The following is an 18,353-nucleotide window of genomic DNA, read 5'->3' on the forward strand; positions in this document are numbered from 1 at the left end:
AAACCTCGACATTGTTGATGAATGATAGGTGTCGAGGTTTTCTATCAAGTTTGGCAGAAGGATAGAAAGGAAGAGTAGTATGGATGGCACCTTAATTTCCTTATTCAGTGCAGTAGAATCTGGTACAATCTATGCCTTGATGGCATTGGGCGTTTATCTTTCATTTCGTATTTTAGATTTCCCGGATTTAACAGTGGATGGCAGTTTTGTAACAGGTGGAGCGGTTGCAGCGATTTCGATTGTTAATGGTGTGCCGCCCGTATTAGCAACATTTTATGCTGCTATTGCTGGATTTTTGGCAGGAGTCGTCACAGGAATTTTAAATACGAAAGGGAAGATTAACCCTTTATTATCCGGTATCTTAATGATGATTGCCTTGTATTCTATTAATCTTAGGATTATGGATAAACCGAATGTCGCTTTACTAAATGAACCGACAATGTTTAGTCAGGTTGAAGGTTTTTGGGCATCTTTAGGTATTGACAACTTTTTAAATGGTATTTTTACCATGGCTGGTTCGGATCGTGTACCGGGCACTTGGGCAATACTCATTATTATGGTTATTATTACATTAATCATTAAATTTATAACGGATTATTTCTTAAAAACAGAAGTAGGACTCGCTTTACGTGCAACTGGTGATAATGAAAAAATGATCAGGAGTTTTTCTGCTAACACTGATATTCTAACGATTGTCGGTTTAGGAATATCTAATGCATTAGTTGCGTTATCTGGTGCTTTTATTGCACAATATGGTGGATTTTCAGATGTTAATATGGGGATTGGTATGATCGTCATCGGTCTTGCATCTGTTATTATAGGTGAAGCATTATTCGGTACCAAAACAATCGCTCGTACAACATTGGCTGTTATAGGTGGAGCTATTGTCTATCGAATCGTGTTGACTCTCGCATTAAAGGTGAAATTCCTAGAAACTGGCGATGCAAAGCTAATAACGGCAGTGATTGTTATACTTGCACTTGTCGCACCAAAAATCATCGCCACTCAAAAAGAAGCACAACGGAAGAAAAGAAAAAGGGCAATGCTAGCTAGTGGAGAGGGGGCTAACAATGCTTAGCATGCAAGATATTGCGATTACCTTTAATGAAGGTACGTTGGATGAAAAGAAAGCCCTGCAGGATATTAACCTTGAGATGCAAAAGGGTGATTTTGTTACCGTAATCGGTAGTAATGGTGCTGGAAAATCAACATTAATGAATATGATTTCCGGGTCATTAAAGCCAGACATCGGGACGGTAAAAATTAACGATAAAAATGTAACCTTGCTTCCTGAACATAAACGTTCCCAGTTTATAGGGCGGGTGTTTCAAGATCCGATGGCAGGAACGGCACCGACGATGACGATTGAAGAGAACCTTGCGATGGCATATGCCAGGAACAAAAAGCGTACTTTAAAAGTTGGAGTCAGCAAAAAGCGAAAGGCTTTATTTAAAGAGCATTTAGAAACCCTTCACTTAGGGCTCGAAAGTAGATTGAACGCCAAAGTCGGTCTGCTTTCTGGTGGAGAGCGTCAGGCACTGTCGTTGTTAATGGCAACTTTTACAGAGCCGAATATATTGCTGTTAGATGAGCATACAGCAGCATTAGACCCATCAAGAGCTGAGTTGATTACCAATCTGACTGGTGAAGTAGTGGAGCAGTTTGGTTTAACCACTTTAATGGTTACCCATAATATGCAACAAGCGCTGGACTTAGGTAACCGTCTGATTATGATGGATAAGGGACAAATTATTTTAGAAGTATCTGGTGAAGACAAACAAAAGCTTACCATCGAAAAATTACTACACGAATTCCAACGAATCCGCGGGACGCAAATGGAGAATGACCGAGCTATATTAGGTTAAAGTAAGGACAGTTACTTCAATGGAGAGTAGCTGTCCTTTCTAACCAGCAGTGGAATCTAATTGCGCGAAGTCAGACTTTGATATAAAATGAAAACTCCTTATATGATAGAAAGAAGGGATCACGAATGAAATATGGTTTTTCAGACCGAGTAAAATATATGACATCATCAGCAGTGCGAGATATCTTAAAAGTAATTAATCAAGGGAATATTATCTCGTTTGCTGGAGGATTGCCGGAAGAAGATTTGTTCCCAGTAAAAGCTGTTGATGAGGCTTTTCATAAAGCAATTACGACAAATAAAAAAGCGTTACAGTATGGTGAAACAGAAGGTGTATCACAGTTAAGAGAATTATTAGCAGATCGTATGAAGCAGAAAGGGCTACACCGATCAGCAGATAATATTTTGATTACTTCAGGTAGCCAACAGGCAATCGATCTGTTTTCACGAGTGATGTTCAATAAAGGGGATGTCATCTTAACAGAGAATCCAACATATTTAGCTGCATTACAAGTATTTGAATCGTATGAAACTAAAGTGGTGGCAGTTGATGCGGATGATGATGGCATGGTTTTAGCTGATTTAGAAGAGAAAATTAATCAGCATAAACCAAAATGCATTTACGTGGTACCAACCTATTCGAATCCTACAGGAAAAGTATGGTCGCTAGAAAGACGAGAAAAACTGTTGGAACTGGCTAATAAATATCATGTAGTTATTTTTGAAGATGACCCTTATGGTGAATTACAATTTGATGAAAGTGAAACACCTCCATCTATCGCTTCATTAGATGAGAATGAACTAGTATTATACACGAGTACTTTTTCTAAAACGGTTGTCCCTGCTGTTCGTATTGGTTGGATTGTTGGCCCACACCAAATTATTCGGATTATGGCTCAGGCTAAACAGGCAACAGATCTTCATACTAATTCTATAGGGCAACACGCATTAGTGCATTTATTACAAGATTTTGATATTGATGAACACATTCAAACGATTAGAAAAACTTATTATGAACGAATGCTGGTGATGAAACGGTTATTAGAGAAAGCCAACTTTGAAGGGCTTGAATATGTTGTTCCTAAAGGCGGTATGTTCTTCTGGGTAAAGCTGCCGGAAGAAATGAACACAACAGAGTTATTAGATGAGGCGGTAAAAGAAGGAGTAGCTTTTGTGCCTGGAGCACCATTCTATGTGTCAGATCCAGAACAAAATACACTACGACTAAATTTCACAAACTCAGAACCAGCACTAATTGAAGAAGGCATGAAACGTTTTGTGAAAGTATTAGAATCAACATATATCAATAAGTAAATAATGTATCAGAGGAAAGATGTGGGTTTGCAAGTGTCTTTCCTCTGCATCAAATAAAGGGATATTTATCAGTTAGGTAGTGTTACGGACGATTAACACAATTTTCATCATTATAGTCCGAGGAGTCGCTGCCACCAAGATTTCGTCTCCGTTTCTTTCTCCGTTTGTTCAGCTTCAGTTAATACAATATCTTCCTTATCTACAGCAGTCTTAGCAGCTAATATAAGGCCATAATCACTGTCAGCTTCCCGATTAGATACATAGGTATGAGAAATGTCAAGTTTCTCAGCAAGTTCACGATAAGGTTTGAAGAAACGTATACTCATATTATTATTCATCAATAGTGTAGTATCAGGAAAATGATGGATTTGGCCTTCCAACTCGGAAAGTCCTTTTTTGCCACGAACTTGTGACTTGGATAAGGCTAATACAACCCTCTCACGATATGTCCCTAAATATTTTCTTTTTTCATCAGGGTTAATTTCCTTTGCACCATAAATCCCTTCTTGTAAATAATCATCTATTTCTTTTTTTGCCATTTTTAACACCTCATCTATAGTATATACAAAAAAGTAAAAGCTCCCCAAGGAAAAGGGAGCTTTTTGGATAAGAAATTTTTAACTATAGGAATGTCTTAACAACTGTTTTAACTATAGGAATGTCTTAACAACTGTTAGAAAAAAGGGATAGTTATTCTAACCAATTAATTAATCTTCGTCTACAGGGTATACACCATTTTCGTCGTGTACTTCTTTACCTGATAGCGGTGGGTTGAATACACAAACCATGCGCATATCTGTTTTGGCACGTAGTAAATGTTCGTCATTTTCATCAAGTGCATATAGTGTATCTTTTTTTATTGGCCATACTTTATTATCGCTTAATGTTACAACTTCACCTTCACCTTCAATACAGTATACAGATTCAAGGTGATTTTGGTACCAAATATGTGTTTCTGTGCCTGCTTTAATAATGGTATCATTGACAGAATAACCCATACCATCTTTTTTCATAATCAGACGACGGCTAACCCAGTTACCTCCGTCAACATCATATTCAGTTCCTAGTACGTCTTCTAGTTTTACTACTTTCATAAAATAAATTGCCTCCTGTATTGTCTGTTATATTTGAAAACCGTAACTTAGTTCGTAACGGGATCCTTAACTAAACCTTTTACACTTTGCTCAATAATATCTAGACCTTTTTGTAGCTCATCTTTTGGAATATTTAATGGTGGGAACAGCTTGAATACTTCATCATTTGGTCCCGCTGTTTCCATAATTAAGCCTAATTCAAAGCAACGAGCTGTTACTTTCTCAGCAAGTCCTTCAACTTCTGAAGCAATACCTACCATAAATCCACGGCCACGAACTTCCCCTTTAATTTCAGGATAGTCTGAAACTATTTTTTCTAGGAAGTTGTAGATGATTTCAGATTTTTCGTGGATTTCTTTTTCAAATGAATCACCTTTCCAATAGTCAAGTGCTGCTGTCGCAGTCACGAATGCATGGTTATTACCACGGAAAGTACCGTTATGTTCACCTGGTTTCCAAATATCCAACTCAGGCTTGATCAACGTTACGGCAAGTGGTAAACCATAACCACTTAATGATTTAGATAAGCAGATTATATCTGGTTTAATACCAGCAGCTTCGAAACTGAAGAATGAACCGGTACGACCGATACCTGCCTGCACATCATCAATGATTAGTAAAATACCCCAACGACGGCAGATTTCTTCAATTTGTTTTAACCATTCAAAGCGTGCAGCGTTAATACCACCTTCACCTTGAACCGTTTCCACGATCATTGCGGCTGGAATCGCAACTCCACTACCGTTATCTTCCAAGAATCTTTCTAAATAAACGACGGTATCATGATCAACATAGTTATCATAAGCCATCGTTACAGTATTTTGTAGTGGAATACCTGCACCTTGGCGTTTCATAGAGTTTCCAGTAACAGACAGGGAACCGATCGTCATACCGTGGAATCCACCTGTAAAACTGATAATATCGGTACGACCTGTTACTTTACGCGCTAATTTCAAGGCGCTTTCAACTGTGTTTGTTCCTGTTGGTCCAGGGAACATTACCTTATAATCAAGATCACGTGGTTTCAAGATCACGTCATCAAACTTCTGTAAGAAATCGGCTTTTGCTGTAGAAGCCATATCTAAAGAGTGAGTAATCCCATCACTAGTGATATATTCGATTAATTTTTCTTTCATATGATCATCATTGTGTCCATAGTTAAGTGCACCTGCACCGGAGAAGAAATCTAAATACTCTTTTCCATCCTCGTCCCACATTTTGTGCTTCTTCGCCTTTGTAAATACGGTTGGGAAGTTACGAACATAACTACGTACTACTGACTCATGATGATTGATAATATCAATATTTTTACTCATCTTTTAAGTTCCTCCTAAATGGTTTTATATATCGAATATTTCCGCACTTTCTAATTCAGAAAATACGAAATATTACGACAATATTATTTGTTAATAGGCCCGACAACAAACTTTAATTCTTCTTCGTGTTCATCACCAGGGAAAACATCCTCGGTAAAAAACTCGCTTGAAGTTATTTCTGTATTAAAGTCACGAGCTAGTTTCTGGAATAAAGATTGCGATGCCTTATTATCTGGTGTAATAGTTGCTTCGACAAACTTGACTGTTTCACATGCCTCACTTGTTAATAAGTAATGCAACATTCTCGATGCAATACCCTTACCTCGTTGTGATGCATCAACACCGATTTGCCAAACAAATATAGCATCTGGTTTTTTTGGAGGGATAAATGCGGTAATAAAGCCAACCACTTGGTTATTTTCTTTTGCTACGACACAAGTATCACTAAAATACTCACTCATTAAAAGGTATTTATAGGGAGAATTTGTGTCTAATGTTGATTTCGATACTAATTCCCACATAGATGCTCCATCATTTTTTGTTGGTTTGGAGAATACAACGTCTAGTGTTGGAGCTTGGTTCTGTACGTTATTAATAACAATTTACTCCTTTCTTATTTGGCAATCATTTATTTACGCAAATGATACATTCAATATAATAAAGGGATTTGGAATATTCCGCAAATCGCTTATAGCTTGATTAAACTTTATAAATCTTCTTTTATTAACTTGAGCTTCATTCAATTGGAATAACTTTATAAATCCTCCAATATTGTCATCTATTCTTACAAATGAGCAAAATTTGATCAAAGTATCAAAGTTTTCTGTTTATTTATTCCCACTTTTTTTCAAAACAAACATGAATTTTTAAATAAAAGAGAGGTTAGAACAGTTGGTTATTCATCTTATGAAGTTTTCCTAATAGACTATACCTAAACATTTCGGTCTTTTTATCCAACAATACTAGACGTGGATGTAGCTTCATATTCCTTCAGAGCAGCGAATGAAAAGGCATATTGTACGTAGCGTAAGCGTAAAATTATATATCAGCTTCTTTCCCCTTTTTCTTTTGAGAACTCATCATAACAACCATCCTTTATCACGAGTTTCCGTCTAAATAGTTAATCTAACGCAAATAGAGATTAATATTCTAGACTTTGTAGTGACTGGCTGCTATTTCGCCAAAGTCGCTCCAAGTGGTATTTGATTCGTCACGTTTCCCCGCTGTACGTTCGTAGATCCGATCTGCTATATTAGTGATAAAGAAAGTACGAAATCGCAGCCTTTAGCGCCAGGTTCTCTCAGTCAGGAAATTAACAGATGGATCGAAGTGATGGAGCTTAATAAACGCGCAAACGGATAAGTCTTTGACTTCATTTAACAGCTCGTCCTAGACAAATCTTCTATTACCCGTGGAGGCTAAGCTAGACAGCTTCAACATTATAAATAAGGTGAAAATGTCTCTTTTTTAAGCACTTATGTTTAGGTGATGATGAACTTTTGTAGCAAAAAGAGGTGAGTGGTATGAGTTTAACGGTAAATACTATTATGCAATTGCCCGTGATGGAAGGCTGTGAAGTAAAGGCAGGTAAGCATGTGCTAGAGCGAAAGCAGATCGAATGGGTTTCAGTTATTGAGCTTCCTGTTGAAAACTTTGTCAGAAAGAATGAGTTCGTTTTAAGTACCGGTATAGGATGCGAAGATAATCCCAATTTATTAGAATCCTTTGTGCAAGATGTCATTCAATCGAGGGCATCCGTTTTAGGTTTTGCCACTGGAAGATATATTTATAATATCCCTGATCGAATTTTAAAAAAGGCTAATCAAAATGATTTAATCATTATTGACGTTCCCTGGGAAATTCGTTTTACGGATATTTGGCAATCTGTGATGGATAAAATTACAGAAGTAAAACAAAAAGAACGTCAAAAGGTAGAAGATGCTAGACAAGAATTAATAAATTGTGTCCTAAAAGATAAAGGATTAGAAGATATTGCACACACTTTATATAAGTATATTAAAATTCCTGTTGCTATCACAGATGCTGAAAAAAGAAAGAGAGCATTGAAGTTTTTTAATAAAGATATTTTGGAAAGTTATAGTCTTGAAGTCCAAGATACCCACTTACAACAGATACCACTATCTGATATAAAATTTCAAGAACATCCATTGTATTATCATATGAAAGAATACAAATTTCATAAAGATCGTTTTTTTCAACTGCAAATTCTCAACAACCACAAAGTACAAGGATATATTGTATTTCAACCGAGCGATAATAAAGAGTTGACTTGGTTTGTGATGAATGTGCTAGAGCATGCTTTAACAGCCTGTGCCTTATACTTTGTGAAGGAGAATGCCATTGAGTTAACCGAGATACGATTAAAAGATAATTTTGTGTTAAACTTAGCTAAAAATAAAATGAAAGTAGATCATCAACTATTAACAAAAGCACATTTATTAAGTTATGATTTAAATCTTCCTTATGTTTGTATTGTCGGAGAAATTAGACATAAAGATCTAGGATCAGATAAGCATGATACTTTAGATAATCCTTATCACTCATCATTAAGGAGTTTTAATTATTATATCCAAAAGGAAATTACCTACGCAGGTCATCTGTTTGAGCGAAAAACGATGACTACCTTTGAAAAGGGCGAAGTGATCCTATATTTGCAAGTAGAGGACCCTTCTTATCATGATATAGCAAACCAATTTTTAGATACGATAGAACGAAGGTTAAGCCAATTGCTTTCAGATATTGATATTTCTTGGGGAATTGCACTTCAAAAAGAAAGTAAGTATCCATTCTATGAAAGCTATGAAAAGGCAAAAACAGCTCTAGAAATTGGACAGCTGCATGATGGTCCTGGTAACAGAACCTTCTATAGTGATACAAGAATTAATCGGCTGTTAATGGCGATATCTCAAGAAGAAAATATTCATGAGATTGTAAGAGATACATTAAAACCATTGTTAGAATATGATAAAAAGAGACAGACAGACCTGATTTTTACTTTTAAGACGTATAACAAATACAAAGGAAATGTTAGTCAAACAGCAAGAGAACTAAATTTACATCGTCAATCGTTATTGCATCGGTTGCGAAAAATAGAGTCTTTGACCCATTTATCCTTAATCGATGCTGATGATTCCTTTTTATTAGAGTTAAGTGTCCGCTTATGGATGCTGAATAAAATAAAATGATAGGGATGATGAGGCTGAGACATCCAACTATTACCCGATTAAGGGAAACTCTAACTTTGTCTTAATTTTGAAATGAATGTTCCGCTATATAATCGCTCCGGCTGTCCGTTTCCCTTTCCACGGGTTTTTTTCCTCAGCTAACTTTGGTAAGCGAAGAACGCTTACCAAAGTTAGCTGAAGAGCATGCCCCCCGGAAAGCGAAACGGTCAGCCGAAGCGGTAGTATTACACTCTATTCATGTCAAAATGACCATAAGGATTTACTGAAATACACGGTGCTAAACGTCTGTGAGAACCCACTTCAAGCCTCGAGTAACACACAGAAGCTAAGTGGGAATAACAGACGCTAACGCCCTGATAAGTTTCACAAATGATGATAGTTTCACTTTATAACGGCAAAATTCCGAACGAATAGACGAATTCTGTGATCAGAATTGGTTATCGTTCGGAATTTGTTGTGTTTTTAAACCACTTTAGCCTCAGCGGCTCTTTTTTTAAGTGAAAATTGGACATTATATCTTATAATTCGGGGGTTTATGCATGTTGTATGACAGAAAAGGAAAAACTTCATACAATCTGAACATTACATTTCAACTTGCTGTTTAATAAGATAAAGGTAAGAAATGAAAAGAATTTTTTAGGGGTGGAGGGGGGATACGATGTTAGCCTTTGATATTTTAGAATATCAAAAACGTTTAACGAAGACGAAACAACGGATGGTCGAAAACGGCATGGAAGTGTTACTTGTAACAGACCCAGCTAATATGAATTATTTATCAGGCTATGATGCTTGGTCATTCTATGTTCACCAAATGTTAATTATCATCATTGATGAGCCTCAGCCAATTTGGATTGGTCGTTATCAAGATGCCAATGGCGCGAAAATTACCACATGGATCTACAACGAAAATATTATTCCATTCCCAGATTATTATGTACAATCATCGATTTATCACCCAATGGATTTTGTTGCAGAAATTTTAAACCAGATAGGGCAAGGAAATAGAAAAATTGGTGTTGAGATGGATAACTATTATTTCACTGCCAAAGCTCACGAAAGGTTAAAGTTAGGACTTCCAAACGCTACGTTTAAAAATGCCGATTTATTAGTGAACTATGTAAGAATTATCAAATCAGAGCAAGAAATTGAGTATATGAAGCGGGCAGCAGAAATAGCTGATCAAGCGATGTATAAAGCAGTAGAAAGTGTAAGAGTAGGGAATAGAGAGTGTGATACGGCAGCAGCGATATATTACCAAATGATTTCTGGTACGGATGATTATGGCGGAGATTATCCAGCTATTGTTCCATTGCTTCCGTCTGGAGATAATACTGGTGCACCACATCTAACTTGGTCGGAGAGAAAATATAAAGAAGGAGAGTCTGTTGTTATTGAACTAGCAGGTTGTTACAAGAGGTATCATGTACCAGTAGCTAGAACGGTATCGATAGGTAAACCTGCTATGCAGCTTGAGAAAATTGCCCCGATTGTCGTAGAAGGTTTGAATGCTGTTTTGGATGCGGTAAAACCCGGTGTTACTTGTGGAGAACTGGAAAGGTATTGGTATAACTGTCTCCAAAAATATCGAATTGAAAAAGAAGCAAGACTAGGATATTCCGTAGGTTTAGGTTACCCGCCAGATTGGGGAGAGCATACAGCAAGCATTCGAACAGAGGATTCAACGGTTTTACAACCCAACATGACTTTCCACCTTATTCCGGCCTTGTGGTTTAATGACTATGGAATTGAGATTAGTGAATCATTTCGAGTAACAGGAAATGGCGGTGAAACATTCACTAAAATTCCAAGAGATTTGATTGTGCAAGATCCTTTTCCATTTCAAGAACAAGGTGGAATCATCAGCTAGTTTTCAAGTTAATTAGATAAGTACTAGATGAGGAGGTATAGTATGAGAGATGTAAAAATGAGTACAAAAGCAGTATGGGCAGGGGAAAAAGATCAATTAGCTTTCGGTGCCACTCAAGTTCCTGTTGTACACAGTGTATCTTTTGGTTATGACGATATGGATGAATGGTATGAAGTCGCTATCGGAAATAAAGAAGGTCATATTTACGGTCGTAATACCAATCCAACCGTAGATGCATTTGAAGAAAAAATAAGAATTTTAGAAGGGGCAGAAGCTGCTACAAGCTTTTCGACAGGAATGGCAGCGATTAGTAATACACTTGGAACACTATTGTTTCCTGGAGATCGAATTGTTTCCATAAAAGACACGTATGGCGGAACCAATAAAATATTCACCGAATTTCTGCCAAAACAAAAAGTGGACGTGGTTTTATGTGACACAGGGGATCATGAAGCGATTGAAAAAGAGGTAGCAAAAGGATGTAAAATTCTTTATTTAGAAAGCCCGACAAACCCAACGGTAAAAATCACAGATATTGAACAGATGGCGAAGGCCGGGAAAAAAGCAGGAGCTATTGTCATTGTTGATAACACTTTCGCCACTCCGATTAATCAAAATCCGCTTGAATTGGGAGCAGACCTAGTAATTCATAGTGCTACTAAATTTTTAGGAGGGCATGCAGATGCGTTAGGTGGCTCTGTTTGTGGATCAAAAAAATTAGTAGAAAGTATTTATCATTATAGAGAGATTAATGGAGCAACACTTGACCCAATGTCAGCCTACTTGTTATTGCGGGGTATGAAAACGCTTCAATTAAGGATTGAAAAACAAAGTGAAAATGCAATGGCAGTTGCTCGCTATTTGCAATCAGTTGATGCTGTCGAAGCAGTATTTTATCCAGGATTAGAAGACCATCCGGGCCATAGGATTGCTCAGAAACAAATGAACGGCTTTGGTAGTATGTTAAGTTTCTCCGTAAAGGGTGGGGTGGATACACTCAGACATCTGCTTCCAAAGCTAAAATATGTGAACCGTGCAGCGCATCTTGGTTCAGTTGAAACGATTGTTGGACCTTCACGCACAACAAGTCACGTAGAATGTACACCTGAGGAAAGAGCAGCAATGGGGATACCAGAAGGATTAATTCGATATTCAGCAGGACTGGAAGATAAGGATGACCTAATTCATGATTTAGAGCAAGCTTTTCACTCTTTGCCAGAAAGTCTATTTGTAAACAAATAAACCATATTTTTAACTAAAACGAGCAGGGCTATCGCCGAGATTTTCTTTAAAAAATGATGGAGGTGATGAGATTGACTATGAAGGTCGCTTTTATTGGGTTTGGCGGTGTTGGGCAGGCATTGGCAGAGATTTTCTTGAAGCAACAAAAGGGTGAAAAGCCGTCTTATGGTTTTGATCCTGAGGTTGTCGCTGTCTCCGATATTATGAAAGGATCTGTGTATCATCCGGATGGTTTAAACATTGAAAAGTTGTTATCTGCCGTTAGAGAGTCTGGAAGTTTAGATACTTATCCAGATCACACAGGATTAATTAGAGGCTGGGACAGCATGGAAACAATCAAGAATACGAATGCAGATATGATTGTAGAGGTGACATTCACAGATGTGAAGACAGGTCAACCTGCCATTGATCATTGTCGAACAGCTTTTGAACATAACAAAAGTGTTGTAACGACTAATAAAGGTCCTGTTGCTTTGGCTTATGATGAGTTATCAGCATTAGCTGAAAAAAATGGGGTGTTCTGGGGGTTTGAAGGCACAGTAATGAGCGGAACACCAGCTCTCAGATTACCCGTCATGACATTAGCAGGAAATGAAATAACAGAAATTAAAGGTATCTTAAATGGGACGACTAACTATATGATAACGGAAATGGAAAAAGGTAAGACGTATAAGGAAGCATTAGAAAAAGCTCAAAGCTTAGGCTATGCAGAAGCAGATCCAACTAGTGATGTGGAAGGTTATGATGCAAGATATAAGACAGCGATTTTAGCGAATTATTTAATGGGTGAAAAAATAGTATCAGAAGAGATTTATTGTAAAGGAATTAGCGATTTAACAGTAGAGATGGTGAAAGAAGCCTTAGATAAAAATCAAAAATGGCGTCTGATCTCACGCTTAACTAAAAAGGAAGATGGTTCAATTGAAGCTTCTGTTATGCCAGAATTAGTTAATGATAATGACCCATTAGCTGGTGTTAATGGCCCGACAAATGCGATTGTTTACGAATGCGACTTATCTGGTCCTATCATGTTAACAGGTGCAGGTGCAGGGCTAATGGAAACAGGTTATTCACTTTTTATTGATATCATTCATTATCATCGCCACAGAGCTCTAACCAAACTTTAATAGGGGGTGAATTTCATGCAACTAAAAGTAAAACAAGAAAAAATGTTGATTGCAGGACAATGGATAGCGGCTGAACAAACATTTGATGTATATGATCCGCAAGATAATCGATTAATTGCCAAAGTGCCACTAGCTACAGAAAATGATATGCTGTTGGCTATTGAAAAAGCAGAGGAGGCATATCTCAGTAACAAACCATGGCCAACTCATGAAAGAATGGCCGTACTTCAACGAGTAGCCTCCTATATAGAAGAAAATAAAGAACGTTATGCAGAAACGATTGCATTAGAGGGAAGTAAAACCATTCAGGAAGCTCGCATGGAAGTAAAGCGAGCGATTCAAACGATTCAAATTAGTGCAGAAGAAGCACGAAGGATAAATGGAGAAACGATTAATTTTGATCAAAGTGAAACTGGAGAAAATAGGGTTGGCTATTATTACCGTTTTCCAGTAGGTGTCATTGGAGCGATCACTCCTTTTAATGATCCTTTAAATCTAGTAGCTCATAAGGTCGGTCCAGCAATTGCCTCAGGAAACGCAATTATTGTCAAACCTGCCTCTGATACGCCGTTAAGTGCATTGCTTCTGGCAGAAGCTTTTACAGAATCGGGGCTTCCGGCAGGTATGCTGTCCGTTGTGACCGGATCAGGTCGAGATGTAGGAGATGTACTTGTCACACATCCTTCCATTACAATGATTACATTTACGGGTGGAGTAGATGTTGGGAAGAAAATAGCGCATAAAGCTGGAATTAAGAAGGTAGGAATGGAGCTTGGGTCCAACTCTCCGGTTATTGTGTTAAAAGATGCAGATATTGATAAAGCAGTGCTATCTTGTGTTTCAGGTTCTTTTACAGCTGCCGGTCAAAATTGTATAGGTGTCCAAAGAGTCTATGTAGAAAAAGAAATATATAACCAATTCTTGGAGTTATATAGTCAAAGAACTTCAGAATTGCGATTGGGAGATAAATTGGATCCATTAACAGACGTTGGTCCAATGATTAATGAACGGGAAGCCAAAAGGGTCGAAGCGTGGGTGAATCAAGCTGTAGCAGAAGGGGCAAACATTCAAATTGGTGGAAAAAGAGAAAGAGCCTTTTATTATCCTACTATTCTAACCGAAGTCCCCATGCATGCTGTAATTGCGCAAGAAGAAATCTTTGGTCCTGTTGTACTTGTCTATTCAGTAGAGGATGTGCATCAAGCGATTGCTCAGTCAAACGCTGTTGATTACGGGCTGCAAGCAGGGATATTTACAAAAGATGTGGAAAATGCGTTCTTAACGATACAGGAATTAGAAGTCGGCGGTATCATGGTGAATGATAGTAGTGATTATCGTATTGATGCTATGCCTTTTGGAGGGGTGAAACAATCAGGGTTAGGAAGAGAAGGTATCAAGTCCTCAATCGAAGCCATGACAGAACAAAAGGTAGTGAGTTTTAAACTAAACTAATATTTTTAAAAATAAGAACTAAAAAAAGAGACCGTACTGGTCTCTTTTTTTTGGCTCTTCTTTATTCTTTTACATGTGCTGGAACTTCTACTCCTAATTTAGCAGCAACACCTTCTGCTAATTCAGGGTCTACTTTGTAGAAGTTTTCTAATTGACGTTCCACAATACCTTCGCGAGTTACACCACTCATATGGTCAGCGAAGTTTTGGATTAAACGCTCGCGCTCTTCATCATTCATTACATCACGGAATAATGCACGAGGCTGTGAGTAATGATCATCTTGATCATATGGAACACTATCAGCAAATCCGGAAACTTCATATGGACTAATTTTGTTTTCAGGTGTTTCTTTTGGTGCATCACTAAAGCTATTTGGTTCATAGTTAGGTGCGCTGCCACCATTACCGTCGTGGCTCATGAACCCGTCACGTTGATAGTTATTAACCGGTGATTTAGCGCGGTTAATTGGTAATGACTCATGGTTTGCTCCAATACGGTAACGATGTGCATCAGAATAGGCAAACAAACGACCTTGAAGCATTTTATCTGGAGATGCTTCAATACCAGGAACAAAATGTCCAGGAGAAAATGCTGCTTGTTCTACTTCTGCAAAGTAATTTTCAGGGTTACGATCTAATACCATTTTACCAACTTCAACTAATGGATAGTCTTCATGTGGCCATACTTTTGTTACATCAAATGGATCGTAACGGTAGTTTTGCGCATCTGCTTCAGGCATGATTTGAACTTTTAATGTCCAAGAAGGATAGTTTCCTTCTTCAATGGCATTAAACAGATCTTCGATATGGTAATCAGGGTTTGTACCTGCAAGCTCATCTGCAACTTTAGGATCTAAGTTTTTAATACCTTGATCAGTTTTAAAATGATACTTCACATAGAACGCTTCTCCATCTTTATTTACCCATTTAAATGTGTGGCTTCCGTACCCATTTTGATGACGATGTGTCGCAGGGATACCACGGTCAGAGTGTAAAATAGTAATTTGGTGAAGTGACTCTGGTGATAGTGACCAGAAATCCCAAACCGCATTTTTATCTTTTAAGTGTGTTTGCGGGTTGCGTTTTTGTGTATGAATAAAGTCTGGGAATTTAATCGCATCACGGATAAAGAATACCGGCGTGTTATTCCCAACTAAATCATAGTTCCCTTCATCTGTATAGAACTTAACAGCGAAACCACGTGGGTCACGTACAGTATCCGCAGAACCTAATTCGCCCGCTACAGTAGAGAAGCGGATGAACATAGGTGTTTTTTTGCCTACTTCAGATAGAAAGTCTGCTTTTGTATATTTAGAAACGTCATTTGTTACTTCAAAATAGCCGTGTGCTCCGGCACCTTTTGCATGTACAACTCTTTCTGGAACTCTTTCACGATTAAAATGAGCTAGTTTTTCTAGCAAATGAACGTCTTGAATTAATGTTGGTCCTCTATGCCCCGCTGTAATGGAGTTTTGATTATCTCCTACTGGTGCACCAGAGGCAGTTGTTAAGTATTTTTTTTCTTGGCTCATATAATGTAACACCTCTCCTTTATTCTTTATATTACATCTTTTATTATAATACAAATCTAATAAAAATCAATATTTATTTATAATAATTTTAAATAAAATTTGTGTAAAATATATGTCTGCTTAAAATTTATTAAGGTGCTACCGTCTATAAGCACTATTACAAACTTCAAGTATTACAAAGAAACTAAGTGGGTGGATAACATGATAAGTTTAACTAATGATCAGTGGAGGTTATCCCCTACTGATCATAGTCTCACTTTATATTGCAATACCCAATAAAACTGTTAAATAAACGAAAAAATAGAGCAGCTATTCTTAGCTACTCTAATGGAATGGGAAACATCCTTGAACTTTTGTTGATTGGGGGTAACAAAAGATATGTGTAAAGGGAATGTTTCATCACTCTATGTGATTAAATCTATTATAACGATAATGAGAATCATTTTCAATAGAAAAGTGCGATTTTTAATAAAAAATTTTTCTGCAAATCAAACACAAGAAATTTTAAAATTACCGGTGTATACTAAATAGATGAAGGAAGTGATATAGAATGGTATTGAATGTACAAAAAGTAGGATTAAAAAAAGAGGGGAACTGGATACTAAAAGATATCAATTGGAAAATGGAGAACGGAGAGCATTGGACATTATTAGGGCTGAATGGAGCGGGGAAAACAGCACTTTTACATATGTTATGTTCATACTATTTTCCAACAGAAGGTCAAGTTAATGTGATTGGCAGGCAATTTGGTAAAGATGTACTTGGTGAACAGCTAAGACAACAAATTGGCATTGTTTCATCTACCTTAAAACAACGAATTTATGGTACCGATAGTGCATACCAAGTTGTATTAAGCGGAGCGTTTGCTTCGATTGGTTTATATGAAACCCCTACAGATGAGATGCGTGCCAAAGCACAACAGCTATTAAAGGATCTTGAATGCTTCTCTTATGCTAACCGTGCCTACCGAACATTATCTCAGGGAGAGCAGCAACGTGTGTTAATCGGACGAGCACTCATGAATGACCCAAAATTATTAATTTTAGACGAGCCGACAAATGGGTTAGATTTTATCGCAAGAGAGAAATTACTAGAGTCGATTGAGCATATTAGCAAAGGGGAAAATGCACCTTCAATTATATATGTCACACACCATGTAGAAGAAATTTTACCAACTTTTTCGAAAACTTTGTTGTTAAAGGATGGACGTGTATTTAATCAAGGTTCAACAAAAGCAATGGTGAATTCGGAAAATTTAACAGCATTCTTTGAGGTGCCGGTAGAGGTAGATTGGTCAGAGAAACGGCCAAGGTTAAAGAAGAAATAACACCCTAGGAGTAGACGGAAATGTTAAACCATTTGAATCAAGTGTTACAACGTATTATGCCTTTTATAGCACCGTCTAGTGTGGTTATCGGTGTTGTATTTGCAGATTTTTTTATTCAATATGATAGCTGGGTTATCTGGATTTTTGCATTTATGACATTCGCGGGTAGTTTGAGCCTTAATTTTGTTGCTTTATATCGAGTGGTTGCCCATCCTTTATCGATATTGATTGCACTTGTTATCTTACATATTTTAATGCCGTTATGGGCGTTTCTGATCGGAACACTAACCTTTAGTAATGATCATTTTACTGTTATTGGCTTTGTGTTAGCGATGATTATTCCTACAGGTATCACAAGCTTTATTTGGGTATCCATGAATAAAGGGAATGTGGCGTTAACATTATCTGTTATATTGATTGATACGATTTTATCGCCTTTCATTGTTCCGCTGTCTTTATCATTATTTATCGGTACGTCTGTTGATCTAGAAGTATGGGCGATGATGAAAGGTCTGTTTATTATGATTGTACTTCCTTCCATATTAGGTATGATTCTGCACGAATTAACTCGTGGAGGAATTCATGAGAAATGGAGTCCACGTTTAGCCCCTTTTTCAAAAATGGCGTTAGCGCTAGTCATTATGATTAATAGCTCAGAGGTAGCGGATTATTTATTGGATGTTGATTTTCACCTCATTAAAGTAGCTATTACGATGTTTTTTGTTGCTGCTAGTGGCTATTATTTAGCTTGGTTACTGTCGAAGTGGTTAAAACGGGCTAGTCAAGATGTGATTTCGCTAACTTTTAGCAGTGGAATGAGGAATATTAGCGCAGGAGCCGTTATAGCTGTACAGTATTTCCCTGGACCAGTAGCTGTTCCCGTTGTTGTCGGCATGTTATTTCAACAAATTTTGGCTTCTTTATATAGTAAATTTCTTCAGAGAAGAAATTAAATGTTAATATTGAGAATATTCAGAAAAATGATAGAATTCACTATTGAAGTATATGTTTAA

The 18,353-nt window shown here is 37.3% G+C and carries 15 protein-coding genes; 10 read left to right on the forward strand and 5 right to left on the reverse strand.

From position 1 onward, the window contains the following. The first annotated feature begins 79 nt into the window (after window positions 1-79). The 3 genes from J5J03_RS02710 (at window position 80) to J5J03_RS02720 (ending at window position 3,178) form a co-directional block, all read left to right on the forward strand. The gene (locus J5J03_RS02710) at window positions 80-1,078 is read left to right on the forward strand and encodes an ABC transporter permease (protein WP_208585976.1); all 999 of its coding nucleotides are present in this window, start codon (window positions 80-82) and stop codon (window positions 1,076-1,078) included. Next, on the forward strand, window positions 1,071-1,865 hold the full coding sequence (locus tag J5J03_RS02715; protein ID WP_208585977.1) for an ABC transporter ATP-binding protein: 795 nt from the start codon (window positions 1,071-1,073) through the stop codon (window positions 1,863-1,865). The genes J5J03_RS02710 and J5J03_RS02715 overlap by 8 nt, the downstream gene beginning before the upstream one ends. 125 nt (window positions 1,866-1,990) lie before the next feature. Then, window positions 1,991-3,178 (forward strand): aminotransferase-like domain-containing protein, encoded by a 1,188-nt coding sequence (locus J5J03_RS02720; protein WP_208585978.1) that lies wholly within the window; start codon window positions 1,991-1,993, stop codon window positions 3,176-3,178. A gap of 110 nt (window positions 3,179-3,288) precedes the next feature. Here the strand turns inward: J5J03_RS02720 and J5J03_RS02725 are convergent, their stop codons facing one another. The 4 genes from J5J03_RS02725 to ectA form a co-directional block, all read right to left on the reverse strand. Continuing rightward, window positions 3,289-3,717, reverse strand: coding sequence for a YueI family protein (locus J5J03_RS02725; RefSeq protein WP_208585979.1), 429 nt, complete (start codon window positions 3,715-3,717; stop codon window positions 3,289-3,291). A gap of 168 nt (window positions 3,718-3,885) precedes the next feature. Continuing rightward, window positions 3,886-4,272 (reverse strand): ectoine synthase, encoded by a 387-nt coding sequence (locus tag J5J03_RS02730; protein WP_208585980.1) that lies wholly within the window; start codon window positions 4,270-4,272, stop codon window positions 3,886-3,888. Window positions 4,273-4,319: 47 nt separating this feature from the next. After that, a complete protein-coding gene (gene ectB, locus J5J03_RS02735; RefSeq protein ID WP_208585981.1) occupies window positions 4,320-5,588 on the reverse strand; it encodes a diaminobutyrate--2-oxoglutarate transaminase in 1,269 nt (422 codons plus the stop codon). A gap of 83 nt (window positions 5,589-5,671) precedes the next feature. Beyond that, on the reverse strand, window positions 5,672-6,184 hold the full coding sequence (gene ectA, locus J5J03_RS02740) for a diaminobutyrate acetyltransferase (RefSeq protein WP_208586067.1): 513 nt from the start codon (window positions 6,182-6,184) through the stop codon (window positions 5,672-5,674). Window positions 6,185-7,111: 927 nt separating this feature from the next. Here ectA and J5J03_RS02745 point away from each other — a divergent pair. The 5 genes from J5J03_RS02745 to J5J03_RS02765 all read left to right on the forward strand — a co-directional run bounded on the left by J5J03_RS02745 (window position 7,112) and on the right by J5J03_RS02765 (window position 14,482). Next, entirely contained in the window at window positions 7,112-8,794 is a 1,683-nt protein-coding gene (locus J5J03_RS02745) for a PucR family transcriptional regulator (RefSeq protein ID WP_208585982.1), read from the forward strand. A 658-nt stretch (window positions 8,795-9,452) separates the two neighbouring features. Further along, a complete protein-coding gene (locus J5J03_RS02750; protein WP_208585983.1) occupies window positions 9,453-10,661 on the forward strand; it encodes a M24 family metallopeptidase in 1,209 nt (402 codons plus the stop codon). 42 nt (window positions 10,662-10,703) lie between these two features. Continuing rightward, entirely contained in the window at window positions 10,704-11,903 is a 1,200-nt protein-coding gene (locus J5J03_RS02755) for a cystathionine gamma-synthase family protein (protein ID WP_208585984.1), read from the forward strand. 71 nt (window positions 11,904-11,974) lie between these two features. Continuing rightward, entirely contained in the window at window positions 11,975-13,030 is a 1,056-nt protein-coding gene (locus J5J03_RS02760; RefSeq protein ID WP_208585985.1) for a homoserine dehydrogenase, read from the forward strand. A gap of 15 nt (window positions 13,031-13,045) precedes the next feature. Further along, the gene (locus J5J03_RS02765; protein WP_208585986.1) at window positions 13,046-14,482 is read left to right on the forward strand and encodes an aldehyde dehydrogenase family protein; all 1,437 of its coding nucleotides are present in this window, start codon (window positions 13,046-13,048) and stop codon (window positions 14,480-14,482) included. A 61-nt stretch (window positions 14,483-14,543) separates the two neighbouring features. Here the strand turns inward: J5J03_RS02765 and J5J03_RS02770 are convergent, their stop codons facing one another. Then, window positions 14,544-16,013: a catalase gene (locus tag J5J03_RS02770; RefSeq protein ID WP_208585987.1), complete on the reverse strand. Its 1,470-nt coding sequence runs from the start codon at window positions 16,011-16,013 to the stop codon at window positions 14,544-14,546. A gap of 550 nt (window positions 16,014-16,563) precedes the next feature. Between J5J03_RS02770 and J5J03_RS02775 the strand changes: the two genes are divergently transcribed. After that, window positions 16,564-17,340: an ABC transporter ATP-binding protein gene (locus J5J03_RS02775; protein ID WP_208585988.1), complete on the forward strand. Its 777-nt coding sequence runs from the start codon at window positions 16,564-16,566 to the stop codon at window positions 17,338-17,340. Between the two features lie 20 nt (window positions 17,341-17,360). Next, window positions 17,361-18,293: a bile acid:sodium symporter family protein gene (locus J5J03_RS02780; protein ID WP_208585989.1), complete on the forward strand. Its 933-nt coding sequence runs from the start codon at window positions 17,361-17,363 to the stop codon at window positions 18,291-18,293. The last annotated feature ends 60 nt before the right edge of the window (window positions 18,294-18,353 follow it).

This window comes from Gracilibacillus suaedae, assembly GCF_017599345.1.
GTDB classification, from domain to species: domain Bacteria; phylum Bacillota; class Bacilli; order Bacillales; family Amphibacillaceae; genus Gracilibacillus; species Gracilibacillus suaedae.